Source organism: Gemmata obscuriglobus, from assembly GCF_008065095.1.
Taxonomy (GTDB): Bacteria; Planctomycetota; Planctomycetia; order Gemmatales; family Gemmataceae; genus Gemmata; species Gemmata obscuriglobus.
The window spans coordinates 2,499,337-2,520,998 of sequence record NZ_CP042911.1 but is presented as its reverse complement, the minus strand read 5'-3'; the positions used below and the strand labels follow the sequence as shown (position 1 = coordinate 2,520,998).

Below are 21,662 nucleotides of genomic sequence, written 5' to 3'. Positions count from 1 at the left end.
CAGGAGCCGTCATGGATCGTCGCCGCTTCTTGGGTCTCGTCGGGGGTTCGTTCGCCGCCGCACCTGCGCTGGTCGGCTGCCGCTCAAAGCAGGTCGGCGAGGTGATCCAGGACGGCAAGAAGGACATGGTCGGCAGCCACGCCGCCGGGGCCGAAACGTACAAGCCCATGATCGACGAGGCGGTCGCGAAGCTGCTCGCGCGCCAAGACGCTGGGCTGCAACCCGCCAGCACGGCAGCACCAGTCCCGAAAGTCATCTGCTTCGTCGGCGTCCAAAACAAAGGCTCGGATGATCTCATCGACTGGAAGGACCAAATCAACGAAATCATCGACACGAAAATCAATAACTCCCAGGTCTTCACGTCACTCAGCCGCAAGTACGTCGCGGCCGCAATCGAGACGCACCGGCTCCGGCCGGAAGACCTGTTCAAACCGGACTGCCAGGAGAAGTTCATGTCCACCATGCGGTCGCAGGGGATGCCGTTTGACTACCTGCTATTCGCCACCACCACCACAGGTACCACTCAAAACAACGATTCGTCCCAGAAGGACCACCTACTTACCCTGGAACTCGTGAACATCCAGACCGGCATCTCAAGCAAGGAATCGGCCTCCATCCGCAAGGGCTACCGCAAGAGCCGGCGGCCGTGATCGGGTTTCGGGTCGAGCGGTGCCGGGGCGCGTGCCCGGCGCCCTCGGTTTGACACCGGAACTGCCCCACCCACCCGTTGCGGAGCGACTCATGCCCAAACTGTACGCGCTCGTTGCGGTCGTGTCGGCCGCGCTGATCGGCTGCGCCACCCACGCGGACAAGCTCCAGGACATCCGCGCGGCGTACAACTCCGGCAACACGACCGCGGCGAAGACCAAGCTCGACGCCGCGATCGCCAAGAACGGCGGCGACGCCGACGTGCTCAAGCTCGACCGCGCGATGGTGCTCCTCTCCGAGGGGAACTACCGCGAGGCCGAAAAGCTCCTCCGCGAGGTGCGGGACCGGTTCGAGGAGAAGGAGGGCAAAGACCTCGCCGAGGGCGCGCTGTCCATGCTCACCGACGACCAGCAGCTCGCCTACGCCGGCGAGGACTACGAGAAGGTGCTGATCCGCGTCATGCTGGCGCTGTGCAACCTGCTCGGCGACGGGGCCGACGCCACCGCCTACGCGCTCCAGGTGAACCAGAAGCAGCAGCTCATCATCGAGAAGTCGAAGAGCAAGGACGCCGAGGGGAAGAACCTCAAGGCGAACTACAAGTACGTCCCGGTGGGGCCGTACCTGCACGCGGCGCTCCGCGAGGAGACGCACACGAACTACGACGACGTGGCCCGCTCCCTCGAACTGGTCGCCCAGTGGCTGCCCGACTTCCCGCCCGCCAAACAAGACCTCGAACGCGCGAAGAGCGGCCGCCACTCGCGCCCGGGCTGCGGGGTTCTGTACGTCTTCACGCTGGTCGGGCGCGGCCCGTACAAGGACGAGAAGGCCGAGATCGCGACCACCGCGGCGATGCTGGTCGCGGACCGCATCCTCACTGCCGCCGGGAAGCAGTCCCTGCCCCCCACCATCGCACCGATCAAGGTGCCGCGCGTGGTCCGGCCCATCAACCAGGTGGCGAGCGTAAATGTTAACGTCATCGGTCACCCCGAAGGCCGGACGCAAACGATCACCGATATTGGTCAGATGGCAAGCGAGCAGTGCGAGGCGCTCATGACGGAGACGCTCGCCCGGGCGATCGTCCGGCGGGTGGTCAAGAAGGGCATTGTGTACGGGGTGAAGGAGGCGATCGGCACCGACAAGTCCCAGATGACGAGCCTTGCGCTGAACGCGGCGGGGGTGGTGTGGGAGGCGACCGAGTCCGCCGACACCCGGTGCTGGGGGCTGCTGCCGGACAAGATCCAGGTCCTCCGACTCGAACTGCCCGCCGGCGAACACACCCTGAACCTGCAAACGGTGGGTAAGAACGGGGCGTTTATCGGCCCCGCGCACATCACCAAGGTGCAGGTCCGCGACGGCCGGAACACCTACGCGCTCGCGAACTTCCCCGACGCCCGACTGGTCGGCAAGATCGTGACCAACGACGCAAAATGACAACCGGTCCTCTCGATACGGTACTGCTGGCGCCGGAGCGCGGGCCTCTGGCCCGCTTGACCTCGGCGGTTCGATTCGGCTCCGCGTGTACTCAAAGCTCACTCCCAGCGCGTACCAGCGGGCCAGAGGCCCGCGCTCCGGCAAAGGCACGACTCTATCGGATTCGGCCCGCGCTGTAACGGGGGTTACAGCGGTCACGAAGCGGTCGACGATGCTTCGGGCCGGCTGTGCCGAAGGCGCGGCACGTGTGCGCGAGACACTTCTCACACAAACCCCTGCTATTTAACAGCTTACGCAGCACGAATGTCGTGCTGCGGGCACCTCGAATCGCGACCCGGTCGGTCCGACGCCAATCCGCGGGCGTTCACATACGCCACCTGCATCCCTCATGCAACGAGTGTTAAAGTCGGCACATCTCGCATACCGTGCGTCCATCAACACACCAGTCGGTGACCAGCAATCCGTCAGCGAAACGCCAGCGGGCGACCAGCGATTGCCCCATCGGTGAACCCAGTTCACGCCCGCGTGTCTCTCAGCGTGAGTAGCAGACGAGGCCCGACGGGCCGGAGGCGTGATGGCGACCATCGACGACTTATACTCCTCTCTCGCACGGCGGCTGCGTCCCGAGGACGTGGCCGAACTGGTGCGCCAGGAACTGGGCGCGGCGCTGTCCTCAGCCGAGAGCACGATCCTCGACCGCGCGGCCCGCGGCGCCCATACCCGCGGCGGGTGGGCGTACAGCTCCATGTCGACCGAGTTTCAAAAGCCGGTCGGGCTGGCGAACCAGGTTCGGACCGCGCGCGACCTGTTCCCGACGCTCGCCGCGCCGGCGGGCGCCGCGTGCGACGAACCGGCCGCGCTTGCGCCGTACATCGCCGCCGCATCGGGCACGATCGCGAAGGCGCCGGGCGCGAGCGACTTCAAGCAGCACCGGCTGAACCGCTCGGACCGCACCGCCGCCGGGCTCGGGGAACTGTCGAAGCGGCAGTACAACAAGCGGTTCCGGCTGCTGGGGCGGATGGAGGCCAAGCTGGTCACGCTGGAGCGCGAGATCCGCAAGCGCGAGTACACGCTGGTCGCCAAGTCGCGGCTGGCGTCGCGGATCACCCGGGCCGATTTCGTCGCCGACCGCGACTCGGCGTGCTTCATCGCGTACCTGACGGCCCGGGCGAACCTGCGGAGCGTGTTCACCAACGGTCCGCAGGAGCGCCCGTATGACGAAATCGCCGACATGCTGTTCGCCCGGTGCCGGCGCAGCCCCGCCGCGCACTGGTGGGCGGTGGCCCACGTTCACCCGGTCCGCGAGGTGCTCGACCGGCTGACCGACGAGCAGAAGGGCCGGTTCCTAGCGGTCTGGTTCGACCTGCTCGCCGGGATCGCGGAACTGCTGCGGAGCGTGTGGGAGAAGTCGCGGTTCGACCGCGCCACGATGATCGTGAAGCGGGGCGACGACTCGACCACCTGGAACGCCATCGCCGGGGCGTGGAACAAGGCCCGCGAGAGCTGGATCGCGGTGCTTCACGCGCTGGACATGAACGCCCTCCTCGATCGGCTGTGCCCGGGTAAGGTCCTCCGGCTGATGGCAGCGGACGTGGCGTACTGGCACCGGGCGAGCGGCGGCGGGTTGGAACCGGACACGGCGGTCTGGGCGGCGCTCCCGGCGCCGTGGGAGGTGCTCGGCGGCACCGCGAGTTGCACCCGCGCCGAGGTCGAGGCCGTGTGCGTGCGGTGCGGCGTCGATCCGGTCGCGAAGGGGTGGACGGCGCCCCGCCCGGGCCGCACGGTCGAAGCGTTCCGGCCGACGCCGGAACTCGTCCACGGCGTCGCGGTCGGCCACCCGGGGCTGGCCGCACTGTTGAGGAAGGTCGGGGTGTTTTCCGGCAAGACGTTGAAGCTGCCGGCGTCGTGAGGCGCCGGTCGGCCTGGGGTAGCTCAGTGGTAGAGCGGCCGGCTCTGGACCGGCTGGACGCAGGTTCGAGCCCTGTCCCCAGGTTTACGTTTGGGGTAGCTCAGTGGTAGAGCGGCCGGCTCTCATCCGGTTGGACGCAGGTTCGAGCCCTGCCCCCGAACGTTCTTATTTCGGGTCCGGTAGTTTCAAGCTGCGATCTGGGGCGCCACCCGCCGGCTGATAGCGGGTGCCTCACTCCCCGGTCGGTTGCCCCGCATCTGCGCCGTATTCTGTAGCCGGCCTCTGTGATACCAAATCCGGTTGAAGAGTAACGGTGGTTGGGAGCGCCACCCACCTGCTGACGCAGGCGGTTCGACCGCAGTTTGTCGAACCGCCTGCGTCAGCAGGCGGGTGCAACCTACACTCTGCCGAGCGGTTACTCTTCAACCGGATTTGGTATAAATCCGGCGCGACACCATTCGTCTAGCACCGACCGCACAGAGGCCGGCTACAGATGAGAATTGATCTGCAATTGAACGCGGTGCCAGCTTTCGCACGCGCGGCGAGGTTTACCGCGCCACGGTAACAACGCCCTTCCTATTCTTTCTCGAACAGCGCGGTCACGAAGGCGTCCGGGTCGAACGGCTCCATGTCCTCGATCTTCTCGCCGAGGCCGACGAACTTGACCGGCAGGCCGAGCTTCTGCTTGATCGCGAACACCGCCCCGCCCTTCGCCGTCCCGTCGAGCTTCGACAGGATGATGCCGGTGCACTTGACGGACTTCGAGAACTGCTCGGCCTGAACCAGCGCGTTCTGGCCCGTCGTGGCGTCCAGCACCATGAGCACCTCGTGCGGGGCGCCGGGGATCTGCCGGGTCACGATCCGGTGGATCTTTTCCAGCTCCTTCATGAGGTGCGTCTGCGTGTGGAGCCGCCCGGCGGTGTCCACGATGAGCACGTCGAACCCGCGGGCCTTGGCCTTCTCGCAGGCGTCGTGCGCCACCGCCGAGGGGTCGGCGTTCTGCCCCTGCTTCACGATGTCGCAGCCCAGCCGCCCGGCCCACACCGTGAGCTGCTCGACGGCGGCGGCCCGGAACGTGTCGCACGCGGCCAGCAGCACCTTCTTGCCGTCCGCCTGGAGCCGGTTCGCCAGCTTCGCGATGGACGTGGTTTTGCCCGAGCCGTTCACGCCGGCGATCATGACGACCGTCGGGCCGGAAGCCTGGTAGTTCAGCCCCGGGGACGGGTCGGTGAGCAGCTCGCGGAGCTGCGCCTTCACGAACGTCTCGATCTCGCCGGTGATCTCCTTGTCGCGGAACCCCTGCCGGACCCGGTCCACGATCAGCAGCGTGGCCTGGGTGCCCACGTCCGCGAGGTACAGGCGCTTTTCAAGCTCCTCAAGGAACGCCTCATCGACCCGCCCCTTGCCGCGGAGCAGGTCGAACACGCCGCCGAAGACGCTCTTCGTCTTGGTCAGCCCCGCCTTGATGCCTTTGAAAAACCGCCCCAGCATGCGCCGCCCTCGTTAAGGTGCGTGTTCCAACTCATTGTATTGGACGGCGTTCGGACCCGGCGTCGCCCGCCCCGCACTTCCGTTGACCCCTTCTGAGGGGGGCCATATCATCAACTCAATCTGCCGGATGATCCGTTTGTGCCGGCCGCGATGTCTTCACTGGTGTGCCGAGAGCGCTAAATGAGCACGGAACCGACGCCACCCACGACCGCAGCCACCGCCCCGACGGCCCCGACCGCGCCCACGGCCCCGGCTGCGCCGGCGGCGCCCCCGGAACCGCCGGCCGAACCGAACGCGCTGGCGACCGCCCTGAGCACCGGCTGGGAGCAGTTCACCAAGGGCGAACTCATCAGCTACCGGGCGATGGCCGTCACGCTCGTCGTGGCGGCGGTCGTCGGCACCACCATTTACATCACCCGGAGCAACTTCAAAGTTGAGTCCGGGCGGTGGACCGAGTTCGACGGGCTGAGCGGGTCCGCGTCGGTGTCGTCGCTCGAGGAGTTCGCCAAGAAGAACCCGGACACGGTGCAGGCCCGGCTCGCGGAAGTCGAAACGGCCCGCGCGCTCCTCGGGCCGGAGGGCATCGAGCGGTTCAGCCTGACCGACCCCGCCCGCCGCAAAGAGGCGGTCGACAACGTCGAGAAGGCCCGCGACTCGTTCCTGAAGCTCGCCGACGCGTACAAGGACGACCCGATCATGAAGGCGGTCTGCCTCCGTGGCGCCGCGAAGGGCGAGGCCGCACTGGTCGGGATGCCGAAGGACGGCGCCCCGGACCAGTACCGCGGGGACCCGGCCAAGGCGGCCGAGTACCTGGAGAAGCTGGCCGAAGCCGTCCCCGATACGGAGTGGAGCAAGGACGCGAAGAAGCTCGCCGAGTCGCTGCGGAGCAACCCGCGGCAGGTGATCGACCTGCAAGACCGCGCGTACACCATGCCCAAGCCGATCGACCCGGGGCTCGCCCCCAAGTCGCCGATCGACAACCCGTTCGGCGCCGGCCTCCCGGGGCTCCCCGGCGGGCCGTGACCGTCGCCGACAACCCGAACCGAACACGGAACGCGAGCCTCCCTGATTCCTGCCGAGCTGAGAATCAGGGGGGCTCATCCGTTCCCGGGGGCACCATGTCCGAGCCCGAAGAGCTGGAAGACGACCTCATCGCCCCGGGCGCCGAGCCCGCCCCGGTCACGCCCAGCGTGCGGTTCCGCGAGCCGCTCGACCTGCTCGTGATGGTCAAGTCCGAGGGGATGCGCCTCGACCAGTACGTGCAGCTCCACCTCGGGGCCGACTGGAGCCGCTCGGTCGTGCAGAGGGCCATCGAGAGCGGCGGGGTGCTGCTCAACGGCCGCCCCGTGCTGAAGCCCAGCTACAAGGTGCGCAAGAACGACCGGCTGCACGTCACGATGCCGGAGCCGACGCACGAGATCCCGGTGCCCGAGGACATCCCGCTCGACATCCTGTACCAGGACGAGTGGCTGGCGCTGGTGAACAAGCCGGCGGACATGGTGGTCCACCCGGCCAAGGGGAACTGGTCCGGCACGCTGGTGAACGCGCTCCAGTGGCACTTCCGCGAGCATTTGAGCACCGGGGCCGGGCACCTGCGTGCGGGCATCGTCCACCGGCTCGACAAGGACACGAGCGGCGTCATCCTGGTGGCGAAGGACGACCTGACGCACCGCGATCTGGCGATGCAGTTCGAGTCGCGGAAGGTGTTCAAGGAGTACGTGGCGATCGCCGCGGGGGAGCTGGAGCGCGACTCGGACTACATCGAGGGGGCGCTGAAGATGCACCCCTACGACCGGCTGAAGATGATCGTCTCCACGGACCCGGACGCGAAGCACGCGCTGAGCTACTACGAGGTGCTGGAGCGGTTCCGCGGGTTCACGCTGGTGAAGGTGCAGCCGCGGACGGGCCGCACGCACCAGATCCGCGTCCACCTGCTGCACGTGGGGTGCGCGGTGCTGGCGGACAAGATCTACGGCGGGCGCGCCCAGGTGAAGTTATCGGAGATCGCCCCCGGCACGCCCCCGGCAGAGGACGAGGTGCTGCTGGGGCGGCAGGCGCTGCACGCGTTCCGGCTGCGGTTCCAGCACCCGCGCACCGGGCAGTGGATCGAGGCCGAGGCGCCGCTCCCGCCGGACATGCGCCGCACCCTCGATGCCCTGCGCCAGCACCGGGCGATACGTTAAACGTGGAACCCGCCCCGTTGCTCCAACCCGGCGCGAGCGATGTCGCCCAATGTGCTGCCTGCGATCCGGTTCGCCTGGTGGAACGTCAACAATTTCGCGCACTACGACGCGAGCCGCGCGGGCCAAGAGCGTTGGCCGCTTGAACCACCGGCCTATGCCGAGAAGTGCGCCCGGGTCGATGCCGCGCTTCAGCACCTCGTTGCGACCCAAGCGCCTGACGTCTTGGGACTCGGCGAAATCACGGCGACCGCGGCCGAGGAATTGCGCAATCGGGCGTTGTCCGGTTACGAGCTGATATTCCCGGACGCGGCCCCGGGTGCGCAGTTTCAGGTCGCCGTGTTTCACCGCCTTGCCCGAGTGCATTGAGGCGGGTGGGAAGCCAGAAGCCTTCACTTGGCTGTCCGGTGTTGCAAGTGGCCTCTCCGACCATCTGCCCATTACAGGACGAATCATTTTCCCTGCGAGTTAACCCATGCCCACACTGGAAGACTTGCTGCGGGCTTCGCTACAAGAGACCGAGGAAGACGTTAACGAAGCAAGCAATGCCTTACACACGTCTGCGGTTGAAATAGCCAAGGCGACTGAGGCAGTGACGAAAAATCAGGCGACCGTCCGCCTCAAGGTCATGACAGGTGATGAGACCGAAACGCGGTACAATCTCGACGTAACGCGGAACGGTGCCCCCCAGGGGCGCACGGTGGCGTGCTTTGGGGTACCGAAGAAGGGCTTTCCAATCACTCAGTACGCCAACTGGACGGAGGATCGCGTCACCGCACAGTTCTCTTCCAAGGAAGAACTCGCGGCTTTTTTCCAGCAACTGGCCTCCAATCCCGATTCGCCCCTCGTGGGGTATCTTTCGTTCCTTCTTCGGCATCCGAACGCGGGAGCGTAGGTCTCATGGCGAGGCGGACCACTTCTTCTCAACTTCCGCGGGCTTCGCGGTTCGCTCGTTCGGGCCGTCGTCGCGAATTAGCGCCACCAGCACGAACGCGAACGCAAAGCGCCTACCTGAGGTCGAAGAACGCAAACGCCGACGTTACACCGCTCCCGGAATGATTTTAACTGCGCCGCGGTGAAGTGCTCGTACCCGTTCCGGTGCCCAGGCGATTGAAACCTGTATTGCGGTGAGGTCAGCGCGCAAAAGAAACGCCCGCGGACCGGGTCCGCGGGCGCCTCGAACTCACTGAATCCGGTGCCCGATCACTTCGGGGTGATGGTGATCTGCGCCTTCGGCTTCATCATCGCGATCACCGACTCGCGGAGCCGCATCGCGTACAGCATCTGGACGTCTTCCTTCACGCCCTTGTCCTCGAACTTCTTCGGGGTGCCCTGGCGGCGCTGGGTGACGAGGATCAGGTGGTAGCCGAACTCGGTGGCGACCACGTCGCTCATCTGGTACGGCTTGAGCGCGAACGCGGCCTTCGCGAACGGCTCCACCATCGCCCCGGCGCGGGGGAAGAAGTTCAGGTCGCCGCCGTCCTTCTTCGACGGGCAGGTGCTGTACCCCTTCGCGTACGCCGCGAACATCTCGTCCGTCTTGCTCACCCGGGCCTGCTCCTTCGCGACCGCGTCCGCGGTGGCGGGCAGCGCGGCCACCGCCTTCGCGGCCTCCTGCTCCACCGCCTGCTTGATCCCGCGGAGCTTCTGGTCCGCGTCCTTCCGCTTCGCCTCGTCGGTGCCCGGGGTCATGAGGATGTGGCGGGCGCGCACCATGGTGCCGTCGAACACGTCCGGGCTGCTCTCGAACAGTTGCTTCAGGGCGGCGTCGGTGCCCTGCTGCTGGACGAACTTCTCCCACTTCATCTGGGCCGTCACCTCGCTCCGGAACTCGGCCTCGGTGAGCATCATCGCTTCGAGCTCTTTCGCGTAGTCCTTCTTGGCCTCGGTCAGCTCCTTCTTCAGGTCCGCGATGAGCTTCTCCACGTCCTTCTCGTCGACGGTGGTCTTGAGCGCCGTGAGGTACTCGTCGATCAGCGCGTTCTCGATCAGGTGGGCCATGATCTCTTTGCGGGCCATGTCCCGGTGCTGTTCCGGGAACTGGCGCAGCGCGCGGTACACCGCCACCTCGGGGATGGGCTTGCCGTTGACCACCGCGGCGTTGCCGGTGGGGCGCACCTCGGGCGGCTTCGGGGTGGGCGTGACCGACGGCGCGAGGCCCGACATGGCGGCGCCCGGCCCCCCCACCGGCGCGGTCGGCGTCACCGGGGGCGCGCCCGCGGGCGGTTGGGGCGGCTGGGCCGCGGCCGTCGCCGTCAGGGCCGATCCCAGAACCAGGGCCGCGACCCCGCGAATCGATTTGCGCATCTCGGACTTCCTCCAGCGAATCGGGCGCCCGTCACTCCCCCGAACCGGGCGGCCCGGGTCTGCTCTACTCAAGAGTCGCGAGGGATAGCGGATGCCCGACGGGCTGTCAAGCTTGAAGCGCAAGGCTCGCAGCACAAAAAACGGGAAAATGAGTGGCACATTCGCCCGCCTACTCGTATCATCCTCTTCTGTCACCACAATCGGGAGGCTGAATGGGACTGCGCATGCGTGTTCACGACCGGGAGCCGATCGGGGCGGCTCTCCGGCGGTTCAAAAAGCTGGTCGAACGCAGCGGGCTGAAGCGTGAGCTGCGTGCCCATGAGTACTACGAGAAGCCGTGCGAGGCACGGAACCGTAAGGAAGCCAAGCGCCGCAACGCCATCAAGCGCGCCGCGATGGGCAAGCCGGCGGTCAAGAAGGAACGCTCGTACTAAGCGTCCCGACCGAACGAATCAGAAGGCCGGTTTGCCTCGCAAAAGCTGAGGCGAGCCGGCTCGATTCGTTTACGCCGGCATCCATTCCCCGATCGCTTCACGAGTTCTTTCAAGGCCGCTTTCAAACCGACTATGCCCCTCGGTGAGCGAACCAGTTCCTCACACGCTCGTATCTCGACCGCCCCAAAGCGGCACCTCACAGCCCTTCACCTTCGCCACGCACCCGCACAGAACACTTTAAAAAGAAGGAGCCGGCGACCGAAGCCGCCGGCTCTCGTTGATAGGGTTGGGGATGGGTCGTGAGGTATGTTGGGCGGGCCAGGGGGACTCGGCCCGACTTGTTTTTCGACGAGGAGAATTAAAGCAGACGCTGTGCCAAGGTCTGCCAGTTTCTCCGTTCCCTGTCATCAACTGCTGCAATTCCAAGCAGTTCGCACTCGTCCCACTCGGAGCGTGTCGGAACCGATTTTGTAACGGTTACCGGGCAACCGTCCGTTCGACCGAGGTTGCGAACCTTCTTGCCACCTGACTCACGGGACGGATGTGCGGAGCGAACAACCCGGCTTTCCTCACTTTCCATTCTTCGCTATGGACCCTCGGAACCGTCCGAACCGATGAGAGGGGTACAAGGCCCCTCCGTTACTCAACCCGCGAAAGCGACCATGCCGCAGTTGAGCGAAAGCGCCGCCGAGAAACTGAGTGCCGAGCAGGCGACCGCGCTCGCCCGCATACTCGACCTCCAGGCCCGGTGGGAGAACCACCGGGACGACCCGGCCAAGACCGCCACCTCCGCCGCCGACCTCCAGGCGCGACAAAAGGCGTTCGAGGCGTTCCGTGCGGCACTGCGCGAGTACACCGCCGCCCACAACGACTCGCGTTTCCCGGAACCGACTCAGAACATCCCCGAGCGACTCGTCATCTGGTGCCGCGCTCTCCGGGCCGTGTTCCGGCGATCGGAAGGCCCCGGGTCGGCGTTCGTGCTGATGAAAGTTCACCGGCTCGCGGACCGGATCGCCGCCCGCACGGGCCTCCCCCCCGTCGAGCGCGCGGCGGTTACAGACCGCGACGCCACGATCCGCGAGTTGGACGCCGTGATCGCGTGGTGCGACCGGGCCGCCCCCCCATCCGTTAAAGGGGACGCCGCCTGAGCGCGGTGTGCGGTTCCGTCTCTTCTCGCCCGCCGTGTGCCACAATCGCACACGGCAGGCGAGAAGGGAGCAGCCACGTCTCACACGATTGAACCGAAAAACCAGCACTTCACACGTTTGCCACACTTTCTGCGCGCCCGGCCCCCGAGTTGCTTTTCCGCTCGCACTGCCGCACCACGGCCCGGATTTCACCGGCGACGCTGCGGCACCCCGACCGGGAGAAGCTGATGAAGCCGTTCGTTCGAGTCGCGTTGTGGGCCGCCGTCGTCGCAACCGCAGTTACGCTGGTCGGGGCCGGGTGGGCGGACGAGAAGCCGCAGCCGAAAGAGAAGGCCGAACCGAAAAAGCCGACCGTGATGCAGCGCAAACTGACCCACTCGCAGCGGGTGCTGGAGGGGCTGGCGATGAACGACTTCGCCAAGATCGGCAGCGGCGCCGACGGGCTGATGGACTGCGCCAAAGACGTGACCTGGAAGATCAACGAGACCGAAAAGTACCTGATGCACACCAACGAGTTCATCCGCCGGTCCGAGAACCTCAAAAAGGCCGCGAAGGACAAGAACATCGACGCCGCGGCGCTCGCTTACGTCGATCTCACGCTCACCTGCGTGCGGTGCCACCAGCACCTGCGCGAAGAGCGCATCAGCTCCCGACCGGTGCCCGCACCGGCGGTCGCGGTGCGATAAAATGGCGGCCGGTTCGCCATCCCTCGCGTCACTTCAAGAGGAACCCGCCGTGCTTCCGATCCGCACTGTCCTTTACCCGACCGACTTCTCGGACGCGGCGCGGTCGGCGTTCGACCTGGCCTGCGCGCTGGCCCGCGACTACCGGGCGACGCTGATCGTCGCCCACGTGATCGCGCCGGGGCACGTGTTCGCCCCGAACGGGGCGGTCGTCCCGTTCCCCACGGAGGAGCCGGGTGAGGCGTGTGACCAGCTCGCCCGGATGCACCCCACCAGCCCCGGCCTTCACGCGTACTACCGGCTCCTCAAGGGCGACCCGGCGGAGCAGATCTTGAAACTGGCGACGGACGTGAAAGCGGACATGGTCGTGATGGCGACTCACGGCACCAGCGGGCTGACGCGGCTGCTGGTCGGGAGCGTGGCGGAAAGCGTGATGCGGAAGGCTGAATGCCCGGTGCTGACGATGCGTATACCGACTCAACCCGTCCCGACGTAACCCGTGCCGATCCGACCGACTGATACGCGTACCCGGTACTACTGCCGCTTTTCTTGACGGGCGCGCCGACCGCCAGGGAGCGGTGCCACGTACCCCGCTCCCTGGCGGTCGCGGCTCGTCAGGAAAAGCGGCACCGCAGATGGGTTCATGTATGAGGACGCGATCCGGTTGGTAGTGTCTGTTTCTTGTGGTCCAGACGTTCCGGCCTGAGCGGCGCGAGAAGGTTGCCCGGACAGGAACGCCTGGGCCACAAAGGCAAAAACCGAACAGATACCAGTGCCGGACCGTGAACAAGAATTGCGAATGGAATGAGCGGCTGGTCGTGTGCGCGCGTCGGCCCGTCCGAGCCGCATATTCACGAAGACACGTTTTGACAGGATGAACAGGATTCACCGGATGAAAACCGACCCATTTGAAATCCTGTTGATCCTGTAAATCCTACCAAAATCTCTTTGGCTTCTCCGCGCAACGGAACGATTCGCGCTACGACACCTCGTCGCCGTTCTCGTCGGTTATTTCGTCTTCCTCTTCGTCCTTGTCTTCGATCTCCTGGGTCTCGAGCCGGAACGGCTGCCACACGTGCGGCCGGGCCAGCGGCTCGATGTGCAGCACCTCCTCGCCCCCTTTGAACACCCGCACGCTGCCGCTCGACTGGCTCACCGCGAACGCCACCGCGCTGGTCTGCTTGCTGATGCCCGCGGCGGCGGTGTGGCGGCTGCCGAACCCCTTCCGCATGTTGGCCCCGTGCGCGCCCAGGTGCAGGCAGGCGGCTTCCGCGATCCCGTCCCGGCCGATGAGGAGCGCGCCGTCCAGTTTCGCGATCTCCTTGATCTGCTCGCGCACGTCCTTCTTGCGCACGTCGCGCTCGGCCCGCGAGTACCCGCGGAACGGGTTGAAGTTCTGGAAGTGCGACAGGCTCAACACCTTGCGCGTGTCGCCCACCACCAGAATGGTGCCGATGGGTTGCCCCTCTCGGCCCTCGCGGCCGATCTCGGTGGCCAGATCGACCACGGCGCGGAGCACGTCGAGCGGGGCCGCGTCCCCCAGGATGCGCAGGTCCTGCGAGGTCATCCGCTCCAGGTGCTCGCCCAGGTGGATCACGCTCAGGCTGTCCACCGGCTCCGGGGCGTCGTCGAGGGTCGCGATCCCGTTGTAGATCGCCACCACGTGCGACCCCGGCGGGAGCAGCTCGTCCGAGACCGCCTTGAGCAGCGCGGTGTTCATCCGCTCCTGGGTGGGGAGCGGCTCGGGGTCGAGGTCGATGACGGTCCAGTCCGGGTCGTCGCGGAGCGACCGCGTGAGGGCCGGGTTCTCGGCCGCGACGAACAGCCGGCACCCGGCCAGCATGCGCCGCACCTCGCCCCAGTCGAGGGACGTTTCGGTGAGCAGCAGCACCGCGTCGGCGGGCAAGCTCTTCACGAGGTCGCGGGCCGCCTGGAGCAGCGCGACGCTTTGACTGGGCAGGCTCATAATGAACAACGGTCGGCGGAAGCGGAGCGGTCGCGGCCGTTTCAAGCTCCGGGGCCGACACCGGCCGGGCGAACGTTCGGGCGGCCGCGGGTTTCGCACGGCGCCCGGAACTTGAAACTGTGGAACTACGGACTTCGTCTCGTCTCGCCCACTGTACGACACGCGCGCGCGACACGCCAACTGCGGAACCGCGAAAAAGAACGAGTTCCGCGGGCTTGTCTCCCCGCGGGGCCGCGCTCGACAATTGAGGTGTTCGGAACGTCCCCGGTCCGGAGTCCCAAACCATGCTCGAATCCATCCTCGACACTGTCGGCCGGACGCCGCTGGTGCAACTCAACCGGCTCACCGAGGGCCTTCAGGCGAAGGTCGCGGTGAAGGTCGAATTCGCCAACCCGGGCGGGAGCGTGAAGGACCGGGTGGCGCTGGCCATGATCGACGAGGCGGAGCAGCGCGGCCTGCTCCGTCCCGGCGGCACCATCATCGAGGCCACCGCGGGCAACACCGGGGTCGGGCTGGCGATGGTCGCGGCGGTAAAGGGGTACCGGTGCATCTTCGTGCTGCCCGACAAGATGAGCACCGAGAAGGTCCTGCTGCTCAAGGCCTACGGCGCGGAGGTGGTGATCACCCCCACCGCCGTCGCCCCGGACTCCCCGGAAAGTTACAACGGGGTGGCGGACCGGCTGGCCCGCGAGATCCCGGGGGCGTGGCGCCCGAACCAGTTCACCAACGCCGCCAACCCCGACGCCCACTACCGCACCACCGGCCCCGAGATCTGGGAGCAGACGAAGGGGAAGGTGACGGTGTTCGTGTGCGGGGTCGGCACCGGCGGCACCGTGAGCGGGGTGGGCAAGTACCTGAAGCAGATGAACCCGAACGTGAAGATCGTCGGGGCGGACCCGGAGGGGTCGGTGCTGTCGGGCGACTCGCCGAAGCCGTGGAAGGTGGAGGGGATCGGCGAGGACTTCGTGCCCAAGACGTTCTCGAGCAAGTACGTGGACGACTGGGTGCGGGTGGGGGACGCCGAGTCGTTCCACGTGGCCCGCGAGCTGGCCCGCCGCGAGGGGATGCTGCTGGGCGGCAGCACCGGGACCAACGTGGCGGCGGCCCTACGGTACGCGCGGCGGCTGGGGCCGGGGCACCTGGTGGTCGCGGTGGGCTGCGACACCGGGCGCAACTACCTGAGCAAGTTCTTCGACGACGGGTGGCTGAAGGCGAACAACCTCGCCTTCACGGAAGCCCCCGCGCACTCGGTCGGCGACCTAATCAAGAAGCGCGGGGAGCGGAAGCTGGTGTTCATCGCCCCGACCGCGACCGCGCAGGACGCCATCCTGCTGCTGGAGGCGACCGGGATCTCGCAACTGCCCGTGATGGACGCGGGGAAGCCGGTGGGGAGCGTGCAGGAGGTGTCGCTGGCCCGCATCCTGCACGACGGCAAGGACCCGCGCCAGGTGCTCATCGGCGACCTGATGGCCCGCCCGCTGCCGACGCTCGACGTGCGCACCCACCTGGACGAGGCGTACCGGCTGCTCCTGGCGGGTTACACCGGGGTGCTGGCGACCCAGGACGACGCGGTCCTCGACATCGTCACCCGCATCGACCTGATCCACTACTGGGGCGACCGGCGCGGCAAGTGAGCGGTACAATGCACGCCGAGGAGGGCACGCGATGCCGCTGTTCGATCACTTTCACGGTACGCTCGGCCGCCGCCCTTGGGAATCGTTTCACGGGCGCTGGGCGTTTGCCATTGCTGACGACCTGAACCGTCGGCTGCCGAAGCAGTTCGTCGCGGACGCCCCGATGCACCTGGGCTCCGCCGTGTCCGCAGACGTCGCAGAATACGAGCGTTCGGACGAAAACGGGTCCGGCGACACCGAGATCGCATCAGGCATAGGAACCGCGGTCGCGGTGATGGCCGAAACGTACGCTCCGCCCGCTACCAAGTTGAGTATGCCGGCGTCGTTTCCGGTCGAGGTCAAGGTCGAAGTGCGGGACGCGAACGCCAATTACAACCTGCTCGCGGTGGTCGAGTTGGTCAGCCCTTCGAACAAGAAAGACGAGAGCGAACGCGAGCAGTTCGCCGCCAAGTGCCTCAGCTACCTTGGGAAGGGCATCGGCCTCGTCGTCATCGACATCGTGACATCGCGGCACTGGAACCTGCACAACGAACTCGTTCGGATCGCCAAGCACGACAGCAAATTCTTGATGGCCGACGATCCGTGGATTTACGTCACCGCGTACCGCCCGGTGAGCCGCAAGCGAGAAGACCTGATCGACCTCTGGCCCTGGCCGCTCAAGGTCGGCGAGCCGCTGCCCTCGGTGCCGCTCGCACTCAAGAGCTACGGCTGCGTCAAGCTCGACCTCGAAGCCACTTACGCGGAAGCCTGCGCCCGGCTCCGCATACCGGAATAACCCACACGAGGACACATGCCACTCCTGAACACCGACGGGCGCGACCCGGTTGAGTTCCTGACCGGCTGGGCCACGGCCGTCGCCGCCGCCCTGAACGCCCAGCTCGCGGGCGGCCCGTTCGTCGCCGAGCCCGCCGCCGCGACGCGGGCGCAAGCGGCCGCGGCGGTCCAACTGCCCGGCCCGGTGCCCGAAACGATGCCCATGAACATGGCCCCGGCCCGGTTCAGTGACCGCGTCGGGGTCAGCGTCGTGGGGCGGGACGGGCGCCAGGTCGCGGCGGCCGTGCTGCTTGTGACCCCGGACAATAAGGCCGATTCCGATTCGGCGCTGGCGTTTGCGGTCCGGGCCGCCGGGCTCATGTCCGCCGGGGCCGGGGTCGTGATCGTTGACGCGCTCCCGGGGGCGGCGAGTTGGGCGACGCACCTGCACAGCCTCACCGGGGTGTACCCGATCACGAAGCGGCCGCGCGGGACCGACGCGCCGGTGCTCGCGGTTCACCCGATGGTTCACAACGGCGCCGAGCTGTTCGGCCTGTGGCACCACAACGTCCCGGCGGGCGCGGCGCTGCCCACGGTGCCAATAGCCGTGCGCGGAGGAACGAACCTGACGCTCGACCTCGAATCCACCTACGCCGACGCCGCCCGAGGGGCCACCCCGACCTGACATCGACGCGCTACCGGTTGCCGGTTCCGCGCTCGGGCGGAACGACCGGCTGAGCCCACGCCGGGACCGCCGGCTTTCGTGGCGAATCAAGGAGCGCCTTCCAGTCGCCGTCCGTCAAGCGGTTGGCGCTGGTGAACTCGGCATACGGCACGATCGCCCCAGAACACAACACCTCGCCGTTCTTGGTGGGGTACAGCACCCACATGATTCGCGGGCGGGCGATGCCGACGTGCAAGTGCCGGCCATTACCGGAAAACACATCGACCACCCGCATCGCGTCGTCGCGCGGCCGGAGCCAAGAGCTGCCGCCGTAAAGCATGATCGCGGCGAGCGATTTGCCGTAGTCCCGGATGAACGCCTTTTCGTCTGCTGTGAACGGCACCTGCCGGAGTTGCTTGTGCGCGAGCGTTTCCAGTTTGCCGCACACCTTCGCAAGGCGTTCCCAGTGCCGGGCGTTCCGGCCCGCGCGATGCCCCAAGTATGAAGCGAGAAATTTGTACCCGTCGGGTGAGCCGGGCGGCCCGGCGAATTTTCGATACTCGGCAACAGCATCAGTAAATTCGGCCAAAGGGTTATCGGTTATTCTCTCCTTCTCCGGCAGATCCCATCGCCCGTCCAGCTCAGGGGCGAACTTGAGCACGAGATCGCGCTCCTTCTGTGTGAGCGAGCGAGGATCCAATTTCGGCACAGCTACTTTTTTCGCCAGCTCTTCCGCCGCACGAAACTCCTCGGCAAACTCCTTGAGCACGGCCCCCTCGTCGTCCGTCAACGCCCCCGCCTCTTTGAGAATGGCCGTCGTGTCTTCGACGAGCTTGTTTAAGCTGCCGTAGAACTCCGGCACAGGTTCGATGAAGCCGTCGCACCGTTCAGTGTCGCTAAGGTAGTCGGTGTGGTTTTTCGCCTGGAGCGCCCAGGTGTGCCGCATCTGCGCCCAACCCGCGAGAGCCGTCTGCGCCGTCTTGATGCGCCACGGCTCGCCCTTCATGAACTCCGGCGCATCGGGTTCGGTGCGTTCCATCAGCGTGCCGAGGCACCGCAGGTAGTCCGCGTACACGTTGTCGCCCTTAAACAGCGGGCGTTGCTTGTCGATTTCCGTCAACAGTTGTGGCCGCTCTTTCTTCAGCTTGTCGCGCGCGAGCGGTGAGCCGAGCGCCGCGGCCACGTCGAGCCCCGACGGTAAGACGCGTTTCTCTACGCCCGGAACCGTGCGTGCGAACATCACCGCGTCCGGCAAACGGTACGCGGAAAGGAAGCGGAACGCGAGTTCGGACCCGGCGCCCGGTTCCGTTGGAGCGACGCGGAGTTGGTCGTTGATTTGCGACTTCCAGCTCTCGCCGCTCCCCGCGTACTTCTGCCGCACCCGGTCCAGTTCCGCATTCGTCAGGTCTTTCGGGCTGTGCCATACGTCCGACAGATCCCAATCATCGCGGTTGCCGAGAAAAGCACGGAACGAATCCCAGATGCTTTGATCGATCTGCGCATTCGGCTGTGCGCCGAAATAGGCACGGCGCATCAGCACGAACGCCACGAGCTCCTCGTCGCGGTCCAATCGGAACGGTATCGCTTGCAGCCACGCAACCGCCCGAAAGTGTCGCTGAAGTGCGGGCGTGCGGGTGTAGAAGCCGCGCGGCGTGAACCGCGAATAGTCCACCGCCGCGAATCCTCTATCCGGCGGGCCGAGCCAGGTGGGCTTCTCAGTGCCGACGCCCGCAACGACGCGTTTCACCTCAGCCTGCACGTCGCCACTCACGTCGGCGTCGTTGGGGAGGATTTTGTCGTCGAGCAGATTCCGCGCGACCCCGAGGAAGATCGCGGCACGTTTCGTCGCCGGCTTCGCGAGTTGTGCTCGACCTGGAAAGCTGGCCGCCGCCTCGTCCAGATTTTTGACGGCCCGGGCCAGCACGCCGGGTAATTTTCGGCTGTTCGCCAGCTCCATACGGTAGATCGACTCTTCGAGCAGGACGTGGTACGCGCTCAGAACGGAATCACTGGTGATAAAAACCGGCACGTCGTTGCCGACGTAGGGGCTGAATACCTGTCGCCGGGTGGTGCCAGTGACGAGGAACTTCTGCTCGCGCAAGAGTTTGATTTCTGCCGCGGTGAGGCCGTTCTTGCGCGCGACTTCGACCCAGCCCGGGTCCACCGGAGCTTCGGGCGGAGCCCCAGGGGCCGAACCCGTCAGCGCGACCGCAAGAGCCGTCGGAAGCAGTACACGAGCGAACCGGAGCATGAGAACCCCTTCAAACGAAAACGCCAGGATCGACATGCTAACTGGAAAGACGTTTGAAGGACATGAGAGTAACCCGAGGGCCGCTCACTGGCCGCACCGCAGGCGGTCGCGGTAGGCTGGAGGTAGCGCCCACACGAAAGGAACGTCATGTCAACCGACCACGCGCACGGCTTCAGCACCCGGGCGATCCACGCCGGCCAGGACGCGGACCCCGCGACCGGTGCCACCGTCGTGCCGATCTACGCCACCAGCACCTACACCCAGGCCGCCCCGGGGCAGCACAAGGGGTACGAGTACAGCCGCAGCGGGAACCCCACCCGCGCCGCACTCGAAACCGCTCTGGCGGCGCTCGAGGAGGGCGAGCGCGGGCTGGCGTTCGCGTCGGGGCTGGCCGCCACCACCGCGGTGTTCGGCGCGCTGCTCCGCCCGGGCGACGAGGTGGTCGCGTCCGCGGACCTGTACGGCGGGACGTTCCGGCTGCTCGACAAGGTGTTCAAGCCCTGGGGGCTCGTCGCCAAATACACCGACGACTCGTCCGCCGCGGGCTTCGAGCAACTCATCACCCCGAAGACGAAGCTGGTCTGGATCGAGACGCCGACCAACCCCCTGTTGCAGATCCTCGACATCGCCGCGCTCGCGGAACTGGCCCACAAGCACGGGGCGAAGCTGGCGGTCGACAACACGTTCGCGTCGCCGTACCTCCAACAGCCGTTGAAGCTCGGCGCCGACCTCGTGGTCCACAGCACCACCAAGTACCTGGGCGGACACTCGGACGTGGTCGGCGGGTGCGTGGTGGGCGCGAAGGAACTGCTCGACCCGATCAAGTTCTACCAGAACGCCGCCGGCGGGGTGCCGGGGCCGTTCGACTCGTACCTCGTGCTCCGCGGGCTGAAGACGCTGGCGGTACGCATGGACCGGCACTGCGCGAACGCGATGGAATTGGCACACTGGCTCGCGTCGCACCCCGCGGTCGCGGACGTGTACTACCCGGGGCTCCGCGGGCACCCGGGCGGGGGCACCGCCGCGAAGCAGATGCGGGGTTTCGGTGGGATGATCTCGCTGAAGCTGCGCGGCGGCATCCCGGCCGCCAAGTCGTTCCTGACCCGCACGAAACTGTTTAGCCTCGCCGAGAGCCTCGGCGGGGTGGAGTCGCTGGTGTGCCACCCGACCACGATGACCCACGCGAGCATCCCCAAGGAGGTGCGCGAGGCCCGCGGGGTGGACGACGGCCTCATCCGGCTGAGCGTCGGCATTGAGGATGTGGCCGACCTCCGCTCCGACCTCGAACGCGCCCTCGCGGCCGGGTAAAATGCCGCGATTGGAGGAACGCCGTGCCGTTACTCGACCATTTTCATTCGCCCGACCGGCGCCGGCTCCCGTGGACGACGATGTCCCAAGCGTGGGCGATTTCGCTCGTGCGTTTTTTGAACACGACGCTACCCCGCGATCAGTTTCAGGCGGTCAGCGAGGTGCGAATGGGGCCGCAAGTCGAGGTGGACGTATCCGAGTGCCGCCTCGACGACCCGCCGGATCCGTCTCACGGATTGAACGGGAGTAGCGGAACGCTTACCGCGCTGGCCTCGGCCCCTCGGGCAGTGGTAACGCTGTCGGCCATCTTCCCCGACGAGCACGAAGTCGAGATCCGCGAGCGACGGGCCGGGCGGCCGTTGGTGGGCGTTATCGAACTGGTCAGCCCGCGCAACAAGGACCGCGGAGCGGCGTGTGCGGCATTTGTGGCGAAATGCATCGCGTACCTGCGCCGCGGTGTGGGCGTCGTCATCATTGATGTCGTAACCGAGCGGCACGCCAACCTCCACAACGCCCTGCTCGCGGCGCTCGGCGGGCAGCCGGCCCAGTTCATGTCCGACACGCCGACCTACGTCTCGGGGTACCGCCCCGTTCACCGACGGGAAACCGGGGCCAACGAGATCGAAGTGTGGCCCTACGCCGCGGCCGTCGGCCGGCCGGTCCCCGCGGTGCCGCTCGGGCTGCGCGGCGGGCCGGTGATCGTGCTCGACCTCGAAACCACCTACACCGCGGCCATCGACGCCACCGGCCTGTAGGTGCGCCTCCGGTCAAACAATTCCACCTCCGCCCCAACTGCCGGCCTCCAAGAACGCCGGAATAATAAGAACTGTTCGCCGTAACAAAAATAATGTTGCG

The 21,662-nt window shown here is 66.6% G+C and carries 20 protein-coding genes and 2 tRNA genes; 18 read left to right on the top strand and 4 right to left on the bottom strand.

The annotated features are described in order from the left end of the window. The first annotated feature begins 11 nt into the window (after window positions 1-11). The 5 genes from GobsT_RS10545 (at window position 12) to GobsT_RS10525 (ending at window position 4,150) form a co-directional block, all read left to right on the top strand. Window positions 12-650, top strand: coding sequence for a hypothetical protein (locus tag GobsT_RS10545; protein WP_010049349.1), 639 nt, complete (start codon window positions 12-14; stop codon window positions 648-650). A gap of 91 nt (window positions 651-741) precedes the next feature. Then, complete coding sequence (locus GobsT_RS10540) at window positions 742-2,079, top strand: COG3014 family protein (RefSeq protein WP_010049350.1); 1,338 nt, start codon at window positions 742-744, stop codon at window positions 2,077-2,079. Window positions 2,080-2,653: 574 nt separating this feature from the next. Further along, window positions 2,654-3,988 (top strand): hypothetical protein, encoded by a 1,335-nt coding sequence (locus tag GobsT_RS10535; RefSeq protein WP_010052542.1) that lies wholly within the window; start codon window positions 2,654-2,656, stop codon window positions 3,986-3,988. Window positions 3,989-4,000: 12 nt separating this feature from the next. Further along, window positions 4,001-4,072 (top strand) — tRNA-Gln (locus GobsT_RS10530). 4 nt (window positions 4,073-4,076) lie between these two features. Further along, a tRNA-Glu gene (locus GobsT_RS10525) sits at window positions 4,077-4,150 on the top strand. A 414-nt stretch (window positions 4,151-4,564) separates the two neighbouring features. Here GobsT_RS10525 and ftsY read toward each other — a convergent pair. Then, window positions 4,565-5,479, bottom strand: a complete 915-nt coding sequence (ftsY, locus tag GobsT_RS10520; RefSeq protein ID WP_010039748.1) for a signal recognition particle-docking protein FtsY — start codon at window positions 5,477-5,479, stop codon at window positions 4,565-4,567. A gap of 180 nt (window positions 5,480-5,659) precedes the next feature. Between ftsY and GobsT_RS38715 the strand changes: the two genes are divergently transcribed. The 4 genes from GobsT_RS38715 to GobsT_RS10500 all read left to right on the top strand — a co-directional run bounded on the left by GobsT_RS38715 (window position 5,660) and on the right by GobsT_RS10500 (window position 8,554). Then, complete coding sequence (locus GobsT_RS38715; RefSeq protein WP_010039750.1) at window positions 5,660-6,502, top strand: tetratricopeptide repeat protein; 843 nt, start codon at window positions 5,660-5,662, stop codon at window positions 6,500-6,502. A 95-nt stretch (window positions 6,503-6,597) separates the two neighbouring features. Beyond that, entirely contained in the window at window positions 6,598-7,662 is a 1,065-nt protein-coding gene (locus GobsT_RS10510; protein WP_010039752.1) for an RluA family pseudouridine synthase, read from the top strand. A 39-nt stretch (window positions 7,663-7,701) separates the two neighbouring features. Further along, entirely contained in the window at window positions 7,702-8,028 is a 327-nt protein-coding gene (locus GobsT_RS10505; RefSeq protein ID WP_010039754.1) for an endonuclease/exonuclease/phosphatase family protein, read from the top strand. A 106-nt stretch (window positions 8,029-8,134) separates the two neighbouring features. Next, window positions 8,135-8,554: a hypothetical protein gene (locus tag GobsT_RS10500; protein WP_010039757.1), complete on the top strand. Its 420-nt coding sequence runs from the start codon at window positions 8,135-8,137 to the stop codon at window positions 8,552-8,554. Between the two features lie 308 nt (window positions 8,555-8,862). On the opposite strand, the gene GobsT_RS10495 is transcribed toward GobsT_RS10500, so the two are convergent. Beyond that, window positions 8,863-9,966 carry a peptidylprolyl isomerase gene (locus GobsT_RS10495; RefSeq protein ID WP_010039760.1) on the bottom strand — a complete coding sequence of 368 codons (1,104 nt, stop codon included), beginning with the start codon at window positions 9,964-9,966 and terminating at the stop codon, window positions 8,863-8,865. 212 nt (window positions 9,967-10,178) lie between these two features. On the opposite strand from GobsT_RS10495, the gene rpsU reads away from it, so the two are divergent. The 4 genes from rpsU (at window position 10,179) to GobsT_RS10475 (ending at window position 12,727) form a co-directional block, all read left to right on the top strand. Then, entirely contained in the window at window positions 10,179-10,400 is a 222-nt protein-coding gene (gene rpsU, locus GobsT_RS10490; RefSeq protein ID WP_010039763.1) for a 30S ribosomal protein S21, read from the top strand. 662 nt (window positions 10,401-11,062) lie between these two features. Beyond that, complete coding sequence (locus GobsT_RS10485; protein WP_010039765.1) at window positions 11,063-11,548, top strand: hypothetical protein; 486 nt, start codon at window positions 11,063-11,065, stop codon at window positions 11,546-11,548. A gap of 227 nt (window positions 11,549-11,775) precedes the next feature. Continuing rightward, the gene (locus GobsT_RS10480) at window positions 11,776-12,234 is read left to right on the top strand and encodes a hypothetical protein (protein WP_010039767.1); all 459 of its coding nucleotides are present in this window, start codon (window positions 11,776-11,778) and stop codon (window positions 12,232-12,234) included. Window positions 12,235-12,283: 49 nt separating this feature from the next. Further along, entirely contained in the window at window positions 12,284-12,727 is a 444-nt protein-coding gene (locus tag GobsT_RS10475) for a universal stress protein (protein ID WP_010039768.1), read from the top strand. A gap of 483 nt (window positions 12,728-13,210) precedes the next feature. On the opposite strand, the gene GobsT_RS10470 is transcribed toward GobsT_RS10475, so the two are convergent. After that, window positions 13,211-14,197 (bottom strand): DNA integrity scanning protein DisA nucleotide-binding domain protein, encoded by a 987-nt coding sequence (locus GobsT_RS10470; protein WP_010039769.1) that lies wholly within the window; start codon window positions 14,195-14,197, stop codon window positions 13,211-13,213. A gap of 284 nt (window positions 14,198-14,481) precedes the next feature. Between GobsT_RS10470 and GobsT_RS10465 the strand changes: the two genes are divergently transcribed. From GobsT_RS10465 to GobsT_RS10455, 3 genes are read left to right on the top strand one after another with little or no spacing between them, the layout of a single operon-like run. After that, the gene (locus GobsT_RS10465; RefSeq protein ID WP_010039770.1) at window positions 14,482-15,831 is read left to right on the top strand and encodes a cystathionine beta-synthase; all 1,350 of its coding nucleotides are present in this window, start codon (window positions 14,482-14,484) and stop codon (window positions 15,829-15,831) included. Between the two features lie 31 nt (window positions 15,832-15,862). Further along, the gene (locus GobsT_RS10460; RefSeq protein ID WP_010039771.1) at window positions 15,863-16,606 is read left to right on the top strand and encodes a DUF4058 family protein; all 744 of its coding nucleotides are present in this window, start codon (window positions 15,863-15,865) and stop codon (window positions 16,604-16,606) included. A gap of 15 nt (window positions 16,607-16,621) precedes the next feature. Continuing rightward, on the top strand, window positions 16,622-17,269 hold the full coding sequence (locus GobsT_RS10455; RefSeq protein ID WP_010039772.1) for a hypothetical protein: 648 nt from the start codon (window positions 16,622-16,624) through the stop codon (window positions 17,267-17,269). A 10-nt stretch (window positions 17,270-17,279) separates the two neighbouring features. Here GobsT_RS10455 and GobsT_RS10450 read toward each other — a convergent pair whose 3' ends face one another. Next, window positions 17,280-19,499, bottom strand: coding sequence for a DUF3160 domain-containing protein (locus GobsT_RS10450; RefSeq protein ID WP_162097360.1), 2,220 nt, complete (start codon window positions 19,497-19,499; stop codon window positions 17,280-17,282). Between the two features lie 147 nt (window positions 19,500-19,646). On the opposite strand from GobsT_RS10450, the gene GobsT_RS10445 reads away from it, so the two are divergent. Both GobsT_RS10445 and GobsT_RS10440 read left to right on the top strand, forming a co-directional pair. Continuing rightward, the gene (locus tag GobsT_RS10445) at window positions 19,647-20,807 is read left to right on the top strand and encodes a cystathionine gamma-synthase (protein ID WP_010039775.1); all 1,161 of its coding nucleotides are present in this window, start codon (window positions 19,647-19,649) and stop codon (window positions 20,805-20,807) included. A gap of 23 nt (window positions 20,808-20,830) precedes the next feature. Continuing rightward, entirely contained in the window at window positions 20,831-21,562 is a 732-nt protein-coding gene (locus GobsT_RS10440) for a DUF4058 family protein (protein WP_010039776.1), read from the top strand. The last annotated feature ends 100 nt before the right edge of the window (window positions 21,563-21,662 follow it).

What these genes read in the sequence shown, in the direction of transcription:
- GobsT_RS10545 (WP_010049349.1), top strand. Translation starts at nt 12, where the DNA reads ATGGATCGTCGCCGCTTCTTGGGTCTCGTCGGGGGTTCGTTCGCCGCC.
- GobsT_RS10540 (WP_010049350.1), top strand. Translation starts at nt 742, where the DNA reads ATGCCCAAACTGTACGCGCTCGTTGCGGTCGTGTCGGCCGCGCTGATC.
- GobsT_RS10535 (WP_010052542.1), top strand. Translation starts at nt 2,654, where the DNA reads ATGGCGACCATCGACGACTTATACTCCTCTCTCGCACGGCGGCTGCGT.
- ftsY (WP_010039748.1), bottom strand. Translation starts at nt 5,479, where the DNA reads ATGCTGGGGCGGTTTTTCAAAGGCATCAAGGCGGGGCTGACCAAGACG.
- GobsT_RS38715 (WP_010039750.1), top strand. Translation starts at nt 5,660, where the DNA reads ATGAGCACGGAACCGACGCCACCCACGACCGCAGCCACCGCCCCGACG.
- GobsT_RS10510 (WP_010039752.1), top strand. Translation starts at nt 6,598, where the DNA reads ATGTCCGAGCCCGAAGAGCTGGAAGACGACCTCATCGCCCCGGGCGCC.
- GobsT_RS10505 (WP_010039754.1), top strand. Translation starts at nt 7,702, where the DNA reads ATGTCGCCCAATGTGCTGCCTGCGATCCGGTTCGCCTGGTGGAACGTC.
- GobsT_RS10500 (WP_010039757.1), top strand. Translation starts at nt 8,135, where the DNA reads ATGCCCACACTGGAAGACTTGCTGCGGGCTTCGCTACAAGAGACCGAG.
- GobsT_RS10495 (WP_010039760.1), bottom strand. Translation starts at nt 9,966, where the DNA reads ATGCGCAAATCGATTCGCGGGGTCGCGGCCCTGGTTCTGGGATCGGCC.
- rpsU (WP_010039763.1), top strand. Translation starts at nt 10,179, where the DNA reads ATGGGACTGCGCATGCGTGTTCACGACCGGGAGCCGATCGGGGCGGCT.
- GobsT_RS10485 (WP_010039765.1), top strand. Translation starts at nt 11,063, where the DNA reads ATGCCGCAGTTGAGCGAAAGCGCCGCCGAGAAACTGAGTGCCGAGCAG.
- GobsT_RS10480 (WP_010039767.1), top strand. Translation starts at nt 11,776, where the DNA reads ATGAAGCCGTTCGTTCGAGTCGCGTTGTGGGCCGCCGTCGTCGCAACC.
- GobsT_RS10470 (WP_010039769.1), bottom strand. Translation starts at nt 14,197, where the DNA reads ATGAGCCTGCCCAGTCAAAGCGTCGCGCTGCTCCAGGCGGCCCGCGAC.
- GobsT_RS10465 (WP_010039770.1), top strand. Translation starts at nt 14,482, where the DNA reads ATGCTCGAATCCATCCTCGACACTGTCGGCCGGACGCCGCTGGTGCAA.
- GobsT_RS10460 (WP_010039771.1), top strand. Translation starts at nt 15,863, where the DNA reads ATGCCGCTGTTCGATCACTTTCACGGTACGCTCGGCCGCCGCCCTTGG.
- GobsT_RS10455 (WP_010039772.1), top strand. Translation starts at nt 16,622, where the DNA reads ATGCCACTCCTGAACACCGACGGGCGCGACCCGGTTGAGTTCCTGACC.
- GobsT_RS10450 (WP_162097360.1), bottom strand. Translation starts at nt 19,499, where the DNA reads ATGCTCCGGTTCGCTCGTGTACTGCTTCCGACGGCTCTTGCGGTCGCG.
- GobsT_RS10445 (WP_010039775.1), top strand. Translation starts at nt 19,647, where the DNA reads ATGTCAACCGACCACGCGCACGGCTTCAGCACCCGGGCGATCCACGCC.